Origin of the sequence: Geomonas azotofigens, assembly GCF_018919395.1 — a bacterium.
Taxonomy (GTDB): Bacteria; Desulfobacterota; Desulfuromonadia; order Geobacterales; family Geobacteraceae; genus Geomonas; species Geomonas azotofigens.
Genome location: NZ_JAHLME010000001.1, coordinates 912868 through 926689, shown reverse-complemented (window position 1 = coordinate 926689; position 13822 = coordinate 912868). Strand labels below are relative to the sequence as shown.

14 protein-coding genes and 1 other RNA gene are annotated in these 13822 nt (G+C 61.9%); 5 read left to right on the top strand and 10 right to left on the bottom strand.

Annotated features, from left to right (window positions below):
• Positions 1–95: 95 nt before the first annotated feature.
• Positions 96–731 carry a hypothetical protein gene (locus KOL99_RS04030; protein ID WP_216509184.1) on the top strand — a complete coding sequence of 212 codons (636 nt, stop codon included), beginning with the start codon at positions 96–98 and terminating at the stop codon, positions 729–731.
• Here the strand turns inward: KOL99_RS04030 and KOL99_RS04025 are convergent.
• The 6 genes from KOL99_RS04025 to KOL99_RS21755 form a co-directional block, all read right to left on the bottom strand.
• Positions 728–2167 (bottom strand): HD-GYP domain-containing protein, encoded by a 1440-nt coding sequence (locus KOL99_RS04025; protein WP_216509183.1) that lies wholly within the window; start codon positions 2165–2167, stop codon positions 728–730. The two genes, KOL99_RS04030 and KOL99_RS04025, sit on opposite strands and share 4 nt — an antisense overlap.
• Positions 2164–3861, bottom strand: a complete 1698-nt coding sequence (locus KOL99_RS04020) for a HEAT repeat domain-containing protein (protein WP_236025756.1) — start codon at positions 3859–3861, stop codon at positions 2164–2166. Before KOL99_RS04020 ends, KOL99_RS04025 begins: the two co-directional genes overlap by 4 nt.
• 232 nt (positions 3862–4093) lie before the next feature.
• A complete protein-coding gene (gene groL, locus KOL99_RS04015) occupies positions 4094–5737 on the bottom strand; it encodes a chaperonin GroEL (protein WP_216509181.1) in 1644 nt (547 codons plus the stop codon).
• A gap of 51 nt (positions 5738–5788) precedes the next feature.
• Positions 5789–6079 (bottom strand): co-chaperone GroES, encoded by a 291-nt coding sequence (groES, locus tag KOL99_RS04010; protein WP_216509180.1) that lies wholly within the window; start codon positions 6077–6079, stop codon positions 5789–5791.
• A 159-nt stretch (positions 6080–6238) separates the two neighbouring features.
• Positions 6239–6511 (bottom strand): DUF507 family protein, encoded by a 273-nt coding sequence (locus KOL99_RS21760; protein ID WP_216509179.1) that lies wholly within the window; start codon positions 6509–6511, stop codon positions 6239–6241.
• 38 nt (positions 6512–6549) lie between these two features.
• Entirely contained in the window at positions 6550–6831 is a 282-nt protein-coding gene (locus tag KOL99_RS21755) for a DUF507 family protein (RefSeq protein WP_216509178.1), read from the bottom strand.
• A 155-nt stretch (positions 6832–6986) separates the two neighbouring features.
• On the opposite strand from KOL99_RS21755, the gene ssrS reads away from it, so the two are divergent.
• Both ssrS and KOL99_RS03990 read left to right on the top strand, forming a co-directional pair.
• Positions 6987–7168: non-coding RNA, 6S RNA (ssrS, locus tag KOL99_RS03995), on the top strand.
• A 121-nt stretch (positions 7169–7289) separates the two neighbouring features.
• The gene (locus tag KOL99_RS03990; RefSeq protein ID WP_216509177.1) at positions 7290–8294 is read left to right on the top strand and encodes a ribonuclease Z; all 1005 of its coding nucleotides are present in this window, start codon (positions 7290–7292) and stop codon (positions 8292–8294) included.
• Between the two features lie 143 nt (positions 8295–8437).
• On the opposite strand, the gene KOL99_RS03985 is transcribed toward KOL99_RS03990, so the two are convergent.
• From KOL99_RS03985 to KOL99_RS03975, 3 genes are all read right to left on the bottom strand, one after another.
• Complete coding sequence (locus KOL99_RS03985) at positions 8438–9817, bottom strand: DegQ family serine endoprotease (protein WP_216509176.1); 1380 nt, start codon at positions 9815–9817, stop codon at positions 8438–8440.
• A gap of 158 nt (positions 9818–9975) precedes the next feature.
• Complete coding sequence (locus tag KOL99_RS03980; RefSeq protein WP_183344735.1) at positions 9976–10650, bottom strand: response regulator transcription factor; 675 nt, start codon at positions 10648–10650, stop codon at positions 9976–9978.
• Between the two features lie 33 nt (positions 10651–10683).
• Positions 10684–11496: a pyruvate, water dikinase regulatory protein gene (locus KOL99_RS03975; RefSeq protein ID WP_216509175.1), complete on the bottom strand. Its 813-nt coding sequence runs from the start codon at positions 11494–11496 to the stop codon at positions 10684–10686.
• 269 nt (positions 11497–11765) lie between these two features.
• Here KOL99_RS03975 and prmA point away from each other — a divergent pair, with 269 nt between their 5' ends.
• Positions 11766–12686 carry a 50S ribosomal protein L11 methyltransferase gene (gene prmA, locus KOL99_RS03970; RefSeq protein ID WP_216509174.1) on the top strand — a complete coding sequence of 307 codons (921 nt, stop codon included), beginning with the start codon at positions 11766–11768 and terminating at the stop codon, positions 12684–12686.
• Between the two features lie 2 nt (positions 12687–12688).
• Entirely contained in the window at positions 12689–13429 is a 741-nt protein-coding gene (locus tag KOL99_RS03965) for a 16S rRNA (uracil(1498)-N(3))-methyltransferase (RefSeq protein WP_216509173.1), read from the top strand.
• Positions 13430–13469: 40 nt separating this feature from the next.
• Here KOL99_RS03965 and KOL99_RS03960 read toward each other — a convergent pair whose 3' ends face one another.
• The gene (locus tag KOL99_RS03960) at positions 13470–13796 is read right to left on the bottom strand and encodes a hypothetical protein (RefSeq protein ID WP_216509172.1); all 327 of its coding nucleotides are present in this window, start codon (positions 13794–13796) and stop codon (positions 13470–13472) included.
• Positions 13797–13822 lie beyond the last annotated feature (26 nt).

The following is a 13822-nucleotide window of genomic DNA, read 5'->3' as shown; positions in this document are numbered from 1 at the left end:
GGTTGCGCTCGACTTTAAATTTGCCTATCCTCTGTTACCATTTGCTGGTTCCACTCAGGACAGCTTTTCATTGGGATGGAGAAAAGGAGGCATACATGAAGAAGAGAATTTTGTGGCTGGTACTGGCGGCAGTGCTGGTGGCTCTGGCAGGATGCGGCAGCAGCGACCGTCCCCTCATTCAGACAGCGATCGCCAGCGACCCGGCTGTGGACGGGGACATTCTAGACGTGGCAGGAGTGCGAACGGTTTCGCTGGTGACCAGGGATGCGTTGCCGGGCGTGTTGGCGGGGGTGGACCCGGTCAACGACGACGTCTACCGCGCTTTCCTGAGCTTCCCGTTGACCAGGATTCCCACCAACGATCTCATCAGTTCGGCGACCCTCAGCATCGTCATCCGCAGCGTCACCGTGTCCCCGCCGACGGCGACCATACCGCTTCGCATCGAACTGGTGTCGTTCGATCCCCCGCTGGTTGGAAACGACTTTGACCAGAACATCCTGCTTCCGCTGAAAACCACGTTCGTATCGCCGCCGATCTCATCGGCCGATGTCAACCGCGAGGTGAACATCGATGTGACCGCGCTGATGGCCGAGGCACAGTTCCGCAGGCTGCCCGACTTCCAGGTGAGGATTCTGCAGGACAACGATTTGCTTACAACCGTTCCCGGTCTCGTCGAGATTGACGAGGCAACGGTCGCCAACGAGCCGAGGCTGACGGTAGTTCACTACTAGAAGTACCGGCTAACATCGAGGTCGTAAAGGTACGGATCCAAAACCGCGGTAATGGTCTGGGGGGAGCCGGGTGAGCCGAGGGCGATCACCTCTCCCCCCTCCGTTTCGCGCCCCTGCCGGTCGGCGATGATGCGCACCAGCGGGTTGTCCCACTGGGCCGGGTCCTCGCTGTTCCCCACCACCACCGCGATGTCCTTGTCATCCAGAAGCAGCAACGACCCCACCGGATGGATTCCGACGCAACTGACGAAAACCTTCAAGAGCGCCTGGTCGTATGACTTGCCGCTCTGGGACAGCATGACCCGGAGGGCCTTGTGGGGCGGGTAGGCGGTCCGGCCGCTGACCCGCGAGGAGGTCAGACCGTCGTAGCTGTCGGCGATGCTGATGATCCGCCCCAGAAGGCCCAGCTTCCGGTACCCAAGGCGCGGGTATCCGGAGAAGTCGGCCATCAGGTGATGCTCGAAAATGCCGGTGATGATGCGCGCCGTGAGATCGTCGAGCCCCTTCAGCTTCATCACCTTTCTGACCCCGTACAGCGGGTGCCGCTCCATTAGCTCCCGCTCCTCGACCGAGAGCTCGCCCGGCTTGTCCAGGATCTCCGCCGGCACGTCGCAGTTGCCGATGTCGTGGAACAGGGCCGCCAGCCCCAACTCGCAGAGGTGGAACTTGTTCATGTCCAGCCGCTTTCCCACCAGAAGCGACAGGATGCAGACGTTGGCGGCGTGGTGCTGCGAGGAGCTGTCGTGGGAACGCATGGTGCTGAGCCCCAAGAGGTCCGCTTCGTGGCTGTAGAGAAGGTCGACGATCTGCTGCACCACGCGCTTCGATTCGCGAAGGCGCAGCCTGCGGCCGGAGGCGACCTCGGCCGCGACCTCGTCCATGGTGGTAAGGAGCTTGCGGTACAGCGGCCGCACCTTGTCCCCCGCGGACCTGATCCGCCTTAGCTGTGGCGTTATGGTCAGCACCTCGTCCTCGCGCAGCAGATCGAGCTCGAGGTCGCCGATGCCCCGCTGCTGCACCGCGTCCAGCAACCGCTGGAACGAGTCCGCCTCATCCTCTTGCGGCTCTTGCAACAGGTAGACGAAACGTTGCAGGTCGGCGCTGGTAACGCCCGGACCGAAGGTGATCCTCCCCAGGTGATGGCGCCGCATCAGTTCCATGATGTAGCGCGGACCTTCGAAGGTGGCGATGTCGGGCCTGAGCCTGAGGTCTCCCAGGTAGAGATGCCCCCCCTTGAGGATGAGGGAGGCGTCGTCGTCCTTGCCGGTGATGGCCCGCACCACCTCGAGCAGGTTGCCGACCCGCTGCACGATGGCCGCGTGGCCGGCACCGTAGTTGGCCGCACTCTTGAGCAGGACGAAGAAATGCGACACCAGGGTCTTGCCCAGCCGCGCCAGTTCGTCTCCCGCAGGTTGCCGATCCATCCCGAGCGTCATGACCCGACCTCACCCCGTCCAGCCGGGGTTCTTTGCCGCGCCGCGTGGGAGGCGATGGCCTGGTCCAAGATGGACCGGATCTCCCCCCCCTTCTTCTGGGCGCGGACCTCTTCCAGGAGCTGCAGGGCCGCCCGGCTGCGGATCCGCCCCAGCCCCAGGACGGCAAGCTGCACGGATTCCTTCTCGCTCCCTTTCTGAAACCAGTAACGTTTCAGGAGCTGCTCGCGCAACATCGGCAGCACGCTCTCCTGCCCCAGCTCCCCGAGGGCCAGGAAGATCTCTTTCTTCTCGTCGAGCGGGCGCTCCTGGAAATCGTCGGCGCCGGCAAGCGCCACGATGGGCTTGAGCGCGAAGGGAAGCCTCTCCCGGGTCAGTACCTGCAGGGCCTTGATGCGCAGCGCGCTCGTTTCGTCCCTCAGGTACTTCAGGAGGTAGGTCTTCGCCTTCGGGTCGGCGGTCCGCTCCAGGAACCCGAGCACCTCGCGCCTGATGCGCGGCTCCCGGTGCGAGATGAGCCCGAGGATCATCTTGAGCGCCGCCGGCGTGCCTATCAGGGAAAGGATCAGCACCACGTTGCGCACCAGGTACCAGCGCGGGTCGCTCAAAAACGGCTCGAACACCGAGGGATCCCCATGCCCCAGGTCCACCAGGACCTCCACGATCAGCTTGCGCACCTTGAGCTTCTCCACCCGCCCGAGCAGCTCGCAGATCGCCCGCAGGGAAGGGATGCCCAAAACCAGCAGCAGCTCCTTCAACTGCACGTAGTCGATACTCGTCTCGGCGCTGTCCAGGGCCACCTTGAGCACCTCCACGGTGGAGTCGGAGAGGATCGCGGCCAGCGCCGCTGCCAACTGGCGCCGCTGTTCCGGTGCCGTCGTCGGCAGCTTTTGCAGGCGGTCGAGAAAGCGCGCCAGCTTGAGCGCGTGGGCGATGTCGCCGGCGACGACGAGGTTGACGGTCAGGCTCCCCAGTATGGCGGTGAAGTCGGCGAAAAGCTCCGGCTGCTGGACCTCCCCCAGGATGGCGGCGAGGATCCCGATCACGTCATCGAGCCCGTTGCAGCGCCCTTCCAGGTCGAGCGCCTTGCGCAGCCACGCCTCCTCCTCGGCGGTGAGCATGAGCAGGTGCTTCGGAATCACCCGCGGCGCCGGGGGAGGCTGCTCGACGAGCGCCTGCCGGATCCTCTCCAGGGCATCGCGCTGCTGGTGCGAGCTCTCGGTTTCCGCCATGAGGTAGGGATCGCTGAAGTCGTCTTCGGTAAGGTAGCCTATGTGCTGGAGGTTGCGCTCCCAAAGCTGGGTCACCACGTCGTCATCGCCGCCGGGGCGTTCGAATCCAACCACCCCCAGAAACGCCACGATTTCCGCCGGCTCCACACCCTGGTCGAAGAAGAGGGTCCTGATGCCGTCGACATGGAGCCGGCTCGCCATGCTCTCCTTGGGGTCCTTGTTCTCGTAGACCAGCGCCCCTTGGTAGCGCAGCGCGAACTGTTCCACGTCGAGGGTCAGCTCGCCGTAACGCCCGAGGTGCACCGCCATCCTGGTGCCGAGGTCCGCGATAAAGCCGATCAGCACGGGGTTGTTGGGGAGATAGATCCTGAGCGCCTTCGACGTCTTGATCATGCCAAGAATGATCTGCGTCACCGAAGCAAGCTCTTCCTTGCCGACCTCCGGATGCTCAACAACCTGCTCCATCATGCTCCCTCGCCTGCACGGGTGGTTTTCATTACCACGACCGCCCTAGCTCTCTTGCTTCATGAGCCCTCAGCATCATCCACACCGGCGTAAGCATACGCTTTCCTTTAAGTTATGTAAAGAGAGCCCCATTTCCCGGCGCCGGAGCTGCGCTCTTTAATAAAACTGAGGCGTAAAAAAAGGGAGCCGGCTCGAGGCCGACTCCCTTTCGTTGCTACTTGGTGCCGCAGGCTTACATCATGCCGCCCATGCCACCCATGCCGCCCATGCCGCCCGGCATTGCCGGCATTGCTGCCTCTTCCCTCGGCTTGTCGGCGATCATGGCCTCGGTGGTCATCATGAGACCGGCCACGGAAGCGGCGTTCTGCAGCGCGCTCCTGGAGACCTTGGTCGGGTCGATGATGCCGGCCTGGATCATGTCGACATAGACGTCGTCGGCCGCGTTGTAGCCGAAGGCCTCCTGGCCGTTCTTCACCTTGTCCACGACGATGGAGCCGTCCACACCCGCGTTCTGGGCGATCTGACGGATCGGCTCCTCGAGGGCGCGCTTGATGACGTTGACGCCGAACTGCTGCTCCGGTGCGAGCTGGAGGTTCTCCAGCACCTTCATGGCGCGCAGGTAAGCCACGCCGCCGCCAGGGACGATGCCCTCGTCAACCGCGGCGCGGGTCGCGTGGAGCGCGTCCTCGACGCGTGCCTTCTTCTCTTTCATCTCGATCTCGGTGGCCGCACCGACCTTGATCACGGCGACGCCGCCTACCAGTTTCGCCAGGCGCTCCTGGAGCTTCTCGCGGTCGTAGTCGGAGGTGGTCTCTTCGATCTGGGCACGGATCATCTTGACGCGGCCCTGGATGTCGGCCTCGGCGCCGAAGCCGTCGATGATGGTGGTGTTGTCCTTGTCGACGGTGATCTTCTTGGCGTTACCCAGCATGTCGATGGTGGTGTTCTCGAGCCTGAAGCCGACTTCCTCGGAGATCACCTTGCCGCCGGTCAGGATGGCGATGTCTTCCAGCATGGCCTTGCGGCGGTCGCCAAAGCCCGGGGCCTTGACGGCGCAGACGTTGAGCACGCCGCGCAGCTTGTTGACCACCAGGGTGGCCAGGGCCTCGCCCTCGATGTCCTCGGCGATGATCAGCAGCGGACGGCCGGATTTGGCGGTCTGCTCGAGCACCGGGAGGAGGTCCTTCATGTTGGAGATCTTCTTGTCGTGGATCAGGATGGCGACATTGTCCATGGCCGCTTCCATGCGCTCCGGATCGGTCACGAAGTACGGGGAGAGGTAGCCGCGGTCGAACTGCATACCCTCGACGGTCTCAAGGGTGGTCTCCATCGCCTTGGCTTCCTCGACGGTGATGACCCCTTCCTTGCCGACCTTCTCCATGGCCTGGGCGATGATGTCGCCGATGGTCTTGTCGTTGTTGGCGGAGATGGTACCGACCTGCGCGATTTCCTTGTGGTCCTTGATCGGCTTGGAGATGTTCTTCAGCTCGGCGACCAGCGCCTCGACGGCCTGGTCCAAACCGCGCTTGATCTCCATCGGGTTGTGGCCGGCCGCGACCAGCTTGGCGCCCTGGCGGTAGATGGCCTGGGCGAGCACGGTAGCGGTGGTGGTGCCGTCACCGGCGACGTCGGAGGTCTTGGAAGCGACTTCCTTCACCAGCTGTGCGCCCATGTTCTCGAACTTGTCTTCCAGCTCGATTTCCTTGGCGACGGTGACGCCGTCCTTGGTGATCAGCGGCGCGCCGTAGGATTTCTCGATGACGACGTTGCGCCCTTTGGGGCCCAGGGTCACTTTGACTGCGTCTGCCAGGGTGTTGACACCTTTAAGGATGCAGTTACGTGCCTCCTGGTCGAACTTGATGATCTTTGCTGCCATATCTAATCTCCTCCTTAAATGATAGTAGTCGTGAAGGGTTGGCTGCCGGGATTACTTCTCGATGACGCCGAGGATGTCGTCTTCGCGCATGATCAGGAAATCCTCGCCCTCAAGCTTCACTTCGCTCCCTGCATACTTGCCGAACAGCACCTTGTCGCCCACCTTGAGATCGATCGGGTATACCTTGCCGTCCTCGCCCCTCTTCCCGTTGCCCACTGCCACGACTTCGCCCTGCTGCGGCTTTTCCTTGGCGGTTTCCGGGATGTACAGCCCACCGGCGGTCATGGTAGCTTCCTCAACCCTCTTCACGATGATACGGTCCTGCAGCGGTCTAAGATTCATGCTTTCCTCTCCTTTCCTTGAGATGCACCGATCTCTTGATATTGAAAAAAATATTAGCACTCAAAACTGCCGAGTGCTAATTGCCTGCTAAATATAAACAGCATGACCCTAAAAATCAAGGGCGGTCTGCAAAATAATTTTCCTGCAGCTATCCCCTTGCTACCACTTCTTTTTTGCCAGTTCCTCGGCGTAAAACTTCTGGTACAGGATCTCCCATTCGCGGCTCCCCGGGACCTTGGCCTGGCTGTAGGAGGCGAGCTTCGCGCGCACGGCCTGGTCCACCTGTTCCATGATGGAGAAGAACCCGGAGATGGAGTCCTTGATGGAGTCCAGGGCGCGCCGTTCGTCCGGGAAATCGGCCAGGTCGTCGTTGTAGAGCTTGTCGTAGATCTTGTGGGCTATGTGGGAAATGCGGTCTTCCGAGATGTGCATGGTCTCTCCTTGCATGGCTTGGCCGGCGGGCCGGTCAATCACAGAACGATCTTCCTCTCCTTGGCCAGTTTGTCCTTGATCATCTTGAGCATCTTGTGCCGGTCGATCCCCTGGCCTCCGACGGCCTTGAGCGTCTGCTCCAAGAGCGCCTCGGCGTCGCGCTCCAGGTCTTCCTCCTGCTTGATATCCTTGGCGATGGCGGCCTTGATCCCCGCCAGCACGGCGCCGCGCCCCTGTTTTTGCTGCACCAGTTGAGCGCGCTCCAGGTCCCCCAGCACTTTTTCCGCCAGGCGCGCGATCTGTTCATCCTTAAGACGCATCTTGCCTCCCACTTATTAAAGGGTTTCGGTTTGGCGCATTGTACGTCAACCCGGCAAAATTGCAACAGTTTTGGGGACTGTATGAGCCGCGTTGTCATTAAAGAAAACAAGGTTGATTTCTCATAAGCACGGATCTACAATACAGCCACTACACGCTCTCTCTGCCGTGCCCGTGAGGTTATTAACGCCCCTGCGGAATAATTTATTGTACGGGAGCCTGTTTCGATCGTGGTGTGCTGCCCCATTGCGCGGGAATTGCCTAAAGCGGTCTACAGGAGCCCACCTGAATGGGAACTCGCTGTGAGGCCCCCCAACCAAACGACAGGGCGGAGAGAGCTGCATTACGAAATTAGGGGATCCGGCAACGGTCCCCTTTTTTTCGTCTTGCGCTCCGGTCGCTGGGGATATATAGCAATGGGTGGCTCGCCACTCCAGCATCCACGGTTCCGGAGACACGGATGACTCCCCATTTCCTCCCCACCCTGGTGAACCCTCCCTTTGGAGACCCCGGGGTTTACGTCGACTTCCAGTTTGCCAGGCGTGCCCTCCTCTTCGACCTAGGGGAGATCCACCGCCTCGGTCCCCGCAAGATCCTGCGTCTGAGCGACGTCTGCATCTCCCACACCCACATCGACCACTTCATCGGCTTCGACCTCATGCTGCGCATCATGCTCGGGCGCGACATGGCGCTGCGCCTGTTCGGCCCTCCCGGAATCCTGGGCCAGGTCGAACACCGGCTCGCCTCCTACAGCTGGAACCTGATCCAGAGCTATCCCACCGAGTTCGTCATCACCGTCACCGAGCTCCACCCCGACGGCAGCGGGGTGCGCGCCCGGTTCAGTTCCCGCCGGGTCTTCGCCCGCGAAGCGGAAGAACGGTTCCGCTTTCAGGACGGCGTGGTCCACGAGGAGGAAAACCTGCGCCTGCGCGTCGCCTTTCTGGAGCACAGCATCCCCTGCCTCGCCTACGCCTTCGAGGAAAAGCTCCACGTGAACTTCATGAAGAATCACCTGGCCGAGCTGGGACTCCCGGTCGGGCCTTGGCTGTCGGAAGTGAAGCGCGCCGTCCTGCGCGGCGAGCCGGATGACACGGTGGTTACGGCGGCGCATCCCGGCGCAGATGAAGGGCGGAGCTTCACCATTGGGCAGTTGAAGGAAAAGGTGCTGCAGGTGGTGCCGGGCGAGAAGATCGCCTACGTCACCGACACCGCGTTCACTCCCGACAACCGCCGCCGAATCGTGGAACTGGCGCGGGACGCCGACTATTTTTTCATCGAGGCGGTGTTCCTCGACGTCGATGCCGAGCGCGCCCGGGAACGCGCCCACCTCACCGCGCGCCAGGCGGGTGATCTCGCGCGCGAGGCGGGTGCGGCGCGGGTCATCCCGTTCCACTTCTCCCCCCGGCACCTGGGCGCGGAGGACGAACTGCGCCGTGAGGTGGCCGAGGCCTTCGCAGGGAGGTAAGGCTCCTTGAAGGCTCCTTCAAGGCTCCCCTCGCCCTCCGGGAGAGGGGCGGGGGTGAGGGGAGAGGGGATGGGAGCCACGACGCAAAAAGGGGGACCCGGCAACCGGGTCCCCCTTTATCGTTGGCATGATGCAGCTTCGTCCTAGTCGAGCCTGATGGCGGCGAAGAGGGAAGTGTCGCCCCTTCTGAGCAGCATCTTCAGGTAGCCCCCCTTCTTCACGCTGGCGATCACCTTGCTGTAGTCCTTGACGCCGGTGATGCGGACCCCGTTGATTTCCCTGATCAGGTCGCCCTCGACGATCCCCGCACGCTCAGCGACGCTGTCGGCCTGCACGTCGGTCACCACGACACCTTTTTCCCCCTGCATCCGCATCTGCTGGGCGCGTTCAGGGGTCAAGTCGGCGACCTTCAGCCCGAGCCGGTCGCCGGTCACGGCGGCATCCTCTTCCTCCGCCCCGTCCTTCAGCTTCTCGACGGTCACCTGCAGCGGCACCTGCTTGCCATCGCGCAGCACTACGAGCTTCACCTTCTTGCCCACCGGGGTTGCGGCCACGCGCCGCGGCAACTCGGCCATGTCCTTGATGGTGTGCCCGTCATACTCGAGGATGATGTCCCCCCCCTTGACGCCTGCCTTCTCGGCGGGGCTGTCCTTCATCACCTCGGCCACCAGGGCGCCCTGCTCGTTTTCCATCCCGAAGGACTTCGCCAGGTCCTGGGTCACCATCTGCACCGAGACGCCGAGCCAGCCGCGGGTCACCTTTCCCTTCTCCTTGAGCTGGGGCAGGATTTCCTTGGCCATGTTGATCGGGATGGCGAAGCCGATCCCCTGTCCGCCCGACACGATGGCCGTGTTGATGCCGATGACCTCGCCGTCGGTGTTGAAGAGCGGGCCGCCGGAGTTGCCCGGGTTGATGGAGGCGTCGGTCTGGATGAAGTCGTCGTACGGGCCGCTGCCAATGACACGCCCCTGGGCGCTGATGATGCCGGCGGTGACCGTCTGGCTCAGGCCGAAGGGATTGCCGATGGCCATGACCCAGTCACCGACTTCCATCTTGTCGCTGTCGCCCAAGGGGGCCACCGGCAGGTGCGCCTTGGTGTCGATCTTGACCAGGGCGAGGTCGAGCTTGTCGTCGCGCCCCTTGATCTCTCCCTTGTACTCGCGGCCGTCGGAGAGCTTCACCTTGATGTCGTCGGCGTCCTTCACCACGTGGTTGTTGGTGATGATGTAGCCGTCATCGCTGATGATGAAACCAGACCCCATGCTTTGCTGCTTGTAGGGATGCTGCTGGCGCGGTGACTCGAAGAACTTCTCGAAGTACTCCTGGAACGGATCGCCGCCCGGATGCTGCCGCTTCTGCATGGCGATGGTCTTGGAGGTACTGATGTTGACGACCGCCGGTTTCAGCTTCTTGGCCAGCTTCGCGAAGTCGGGGGTGAGCGTCGTGGCGCCCGCGACGGTGGAGAAAATCGAGGAGAGAAATAAGCTAAACACCAGAAATCTTGCGACGATCGCTGCCTGCATGGCTACCTCCTGGGATTTGAGTACGGTAAAGCTAATACTGACCCGGTTGTTTGTCAAGCCTCGCCCAAAGACGACTCCCGTAAACAAAAAACGGACCTCTCCCCGGCCGCTGCGGCCAGGAGAGGTCCGTTTGTCGGACTGCGGGATGCGGCGGAGTGCTACTCTTCTTCTTTGAGGATGTAGCCCACGCCCCTCACGGTGTGGATCAGCTTCTTGTCGGCTTCACGATCGATCTTCTTGCGCAGGTAGTTCACGTAGACGTCGATGATGTTGGTGAAGCTGTCGAAGGTGTAATCCCAGACGTGCTCGGCGATCATGGTCCTGGTGAGCACCTGGTGCGGGTTGCGCATGAAGTACTCGAGCAGACCGTACTCTTTCGCGGTGAGATCGATCTCCTTGTCCTTGCGCCATACCTTGTGGGTTACCGGGTCAAGACGCAGGTCGGCGAAGCGGATCTCGGCGCCGCGGTCGAGCTCGCTCCTTCTCATCAGCGCACGGACGCGGGCCAACAGCTCGGCGAAGGCGAACGGCTTGGTCAGGTAGTCGTCGGAACCGGAGTCCAGACCAGCCACGATATCTTCTACGGAGTCCTTCGCGGTGAGCATCAGGATCGGGGTGACATTCTTGCGCTCCCTCAGTTCCTTCAGCACGGAAAGTCCGTCTTTTTTCGGGAGCATCCAGTCGAGCACGATCAGATCGAACGGCTTCTCCAGCGCAAGCTTAAGCCCCTCTTCACCGTCCGCGGCCGTGTGGACTTCGTACTGCTCCTCCTCGAGCCCGCGCTTGATGAAGCTGGCAACCTTTTTTTCGTCTTCAACCACCAAGATTCTCATGTTGATTTCCTCTCTTTTAAATTATGTCGACCTCTAATCGTGCCTGATATCACCATGAAGTCTGCTCAAGATCTCGGCGGCAGACTCCTCAACCGATTTGTTGGTTACGTCGATAACCAGCCAGGCGGGGTGGGCTCGGTAAAAGCGCCGGCAGTAGGCGAGTTCTTCCTCGACCTGCCTATAGTCGGCGTAGCTGCCGCGCGGGCTTTGCCTCAGGTTCCTGAGCCGCGCGCAACGGATATCGACCAGTCGCTGCGTGTCGATAATGAGGCCTACCACCCGTTCCGGCTCCACCTCCTCCAGTTCGGGGGGAGGATCGATTCCCTGGATGATGGGCACGTTCGCCACCTTGTACCCCTTGTGGGCGAGGTACATGGAGAGCGGAGTCTTGGACGAGCGGGACACGCCGATCAGGACGATGTCCGCCTTGTGCAGGTTGCGCGGCTCCTGGCCATCGTCCTGCTTCACCGTAAAATCAACCGCCTCCATGCGGCGGTAATACTCGGAGTTCATCTCGTACTGCAGGCCGGGAAGCTTCTGCGGCCTCATCTCCAGGAACTCGGCCAGCTTGAAGAGAAGGGGCGTGATCAGGTCCACCGCCTCCAACTGTCTCGCCTCGCACTCGTTCCTGACGAACTGCGCCAGTTCCGTGTTCACCAGCGTATAGAAGATAATGCCGGGTAAGCGGTCTACCTCGTCCAGGGCCTTCAGGATGTCGTCACGGTTCCTGATCTGCCCGACCCGGCGCAGGCGAACGTCCACGTCCTTGAACTGGGTCAACGCGGCTCGCGCCACCCGCTCGACGGTCTCGCCCGTCGCATCAGAAAGTAAGTAAACGTGGTACATCCGTAGTCACCTGAAAACTGCCGCTCTGCCAAGACCTTATCGGCTCTCCCGCCAAACTCATTAGATATATACCATGTTTTTTCATTTTAGGCAAAACTAAAATTTAATGGGAAAACCTTCTGGAAATTCTTATCGGCATATCTCCGAAAAATTTTAATTATAATTACGCCCTAGTTTTTTTGGATGTCAAGGTTTTCATTGCCATTTCCTTTATTTCTCTGGTAGTTTAATGCGGCAATTCGGAAACCAAAAGGAGAAGCAAACTCATTATGATTACAGACTGGGCGGAAATCGCCTGTGACGTCCCGGCCGAGATGGTCGACACATTAGCTGACTTTTTAGTCGAACTGACCGGCAACGGCGTCGGCGTCGATAACCTGCACCTGGATACCTTTTCCCTGGACACCCTGGAAGACACCAGCATCAAGACGGTGAAGGGATACCTCCCCCTGGATGACTCCCTGGAGGACATGCGCATCAAGGTGGAGCATTTTCTGGCCCAGCACGGGCCGGACTTCCCGGGCTTCGTCTACACCCCGCCGGTGGTCAGCATCATCAAGAACGAGGACTGGGCCAACAACTGGAAGGTGCACTTCAAGCCGGTGCGCATCGGCAACCGGCTGGTGATCAAACCGACCTGGGAGGAGTACCAGCGGGTCGAGGGTGACCTGGTCATCCAGATCGACCCCGGCATGGCCTTCGGCACCGGCGCCCATCCTACCACCAAGATGTGCCTGGAGTCCCTGGAGCGGATCGCCTTCGCCGCCGAAGGTGGCAAGCTCCCCAACCCGGTCCTCGACGTCGGCACCGGCTCCGGCGTCTTGAGCATCGCCGCCGCCCTTTTGGGCGCCACCGAGGTCACCGCCGTGGACATCGACCCGGAAGCGGTCCGGGTAACGCAGGAAAACCTGGAACTGAACGGCGTCGACACCGTGGTCAAGGCCTCCACCACCGACCTGTCCCAGCTTCCCGGCGGCTATGCCGTCGTGGTGGCCAATATCCTCGCCGAGGAGCTGGTGCGCCTCTCCGACCAGCTCACCTCGCGGGTGGCGCCCGGCGGCTGGCTGATCCTCTCCGGCATCCTCACCGAGAAAGAGGAGTTCGTCCGCGCCGGTTTCCCCGCACTGGAACTGGTGGAAAACCCGCGTGAGCTCGAGTGGTCCTGCCTCACCCTGAGAAAACCCTTCTAACCATGCGCAGCTTCTTCCTGGGCGACAACCCGGTCAGCGACGGGGCAGCGACCGTCACCGGCGAGCTGTACCGGCACATGGCGCGCGTGTTGCGGCTGAAAGAGGGGGCCGAGGTCGAGCTGGTGGATGCCGACGGCAGGCGCCACAGCGGCGTGGTTGCCGAAGTGGGCGCGAAGAGCCTCACCGTCCGCATCGAGGCCACCTCCGCCGCGCCCGAACGGGAGCCGGGACTGCGCATCACCCTGTACCAGGGGCTTCCCAAGGGGGACAAGCTCGACCTGATCCTGCAAAAGTGCACCGAACTCGGCATAACCGAGGTGGTCACCTTCGATGCCGCGCGCTCGATCGTGAAACTGCGCGGCGAGAAGACGGCGGGGAAGCTGGCCCGTTTCGAGAAGATCGTGCAGGAGGCCGCCCGCCAGTGCGGGCGAAGCTCCGCGCCCCGGGTGGCCATCGGCGGAAGCTTGAAGGAAGTGCTCCGGGATGCGGGGCAGACGGTGAAGCTGCTTTTGTGGGAAGGGGAAGAAAAGACCACGCTGCGGGAGTGCCTGGAACGGTACCAGGGGCCGGAGAGTGTGGCCGTGGTGGTCGGCCCGGAGGGTGGGCTGAGCGCGGAGGAGGTGGCCGCAGCCCTTGCCTGCGGCTTCACCCCGGTGACACTGGGAAAGCGGATCCTGCGCACCGAGACCGCGGGACTGGCGCTGGTCTCGATTCTGCAGTTTCACTGGGGAGACTTGGGGTGACAGATCTTTAAGGGAACAGGCACCTGGCGGAGCCAGTCCCTTACCTGAGCGCGATCACCAGCGCCACTATCGACACCAGCAGCGACACCCCCGCCACCGCCATGAGCATCTTCTCGCGGGCCAGCACCACCTTGAGCGTCTTGATGGTGAGTTGCAGGTGCCCCGAGGTCTCCAGGAGCGCCCGCTCCAGTTTCCGGTTCTCCTCTTCCAGATGGTGCAACCTGGCCTCCATTCCTCCGGGGGAGCCGGGCCCCATAAAGCGCCCCTTGGCCCGGCTGGCCATGTCCGCCACCATGGGGAGGTTCTCCATCACCCGCCCCCACGGTATCCTCGTCGCCGCTATCTTGGCTATGCTCCAGATGCTCATGGTGCCTCCTTTTATCCTCAATACAA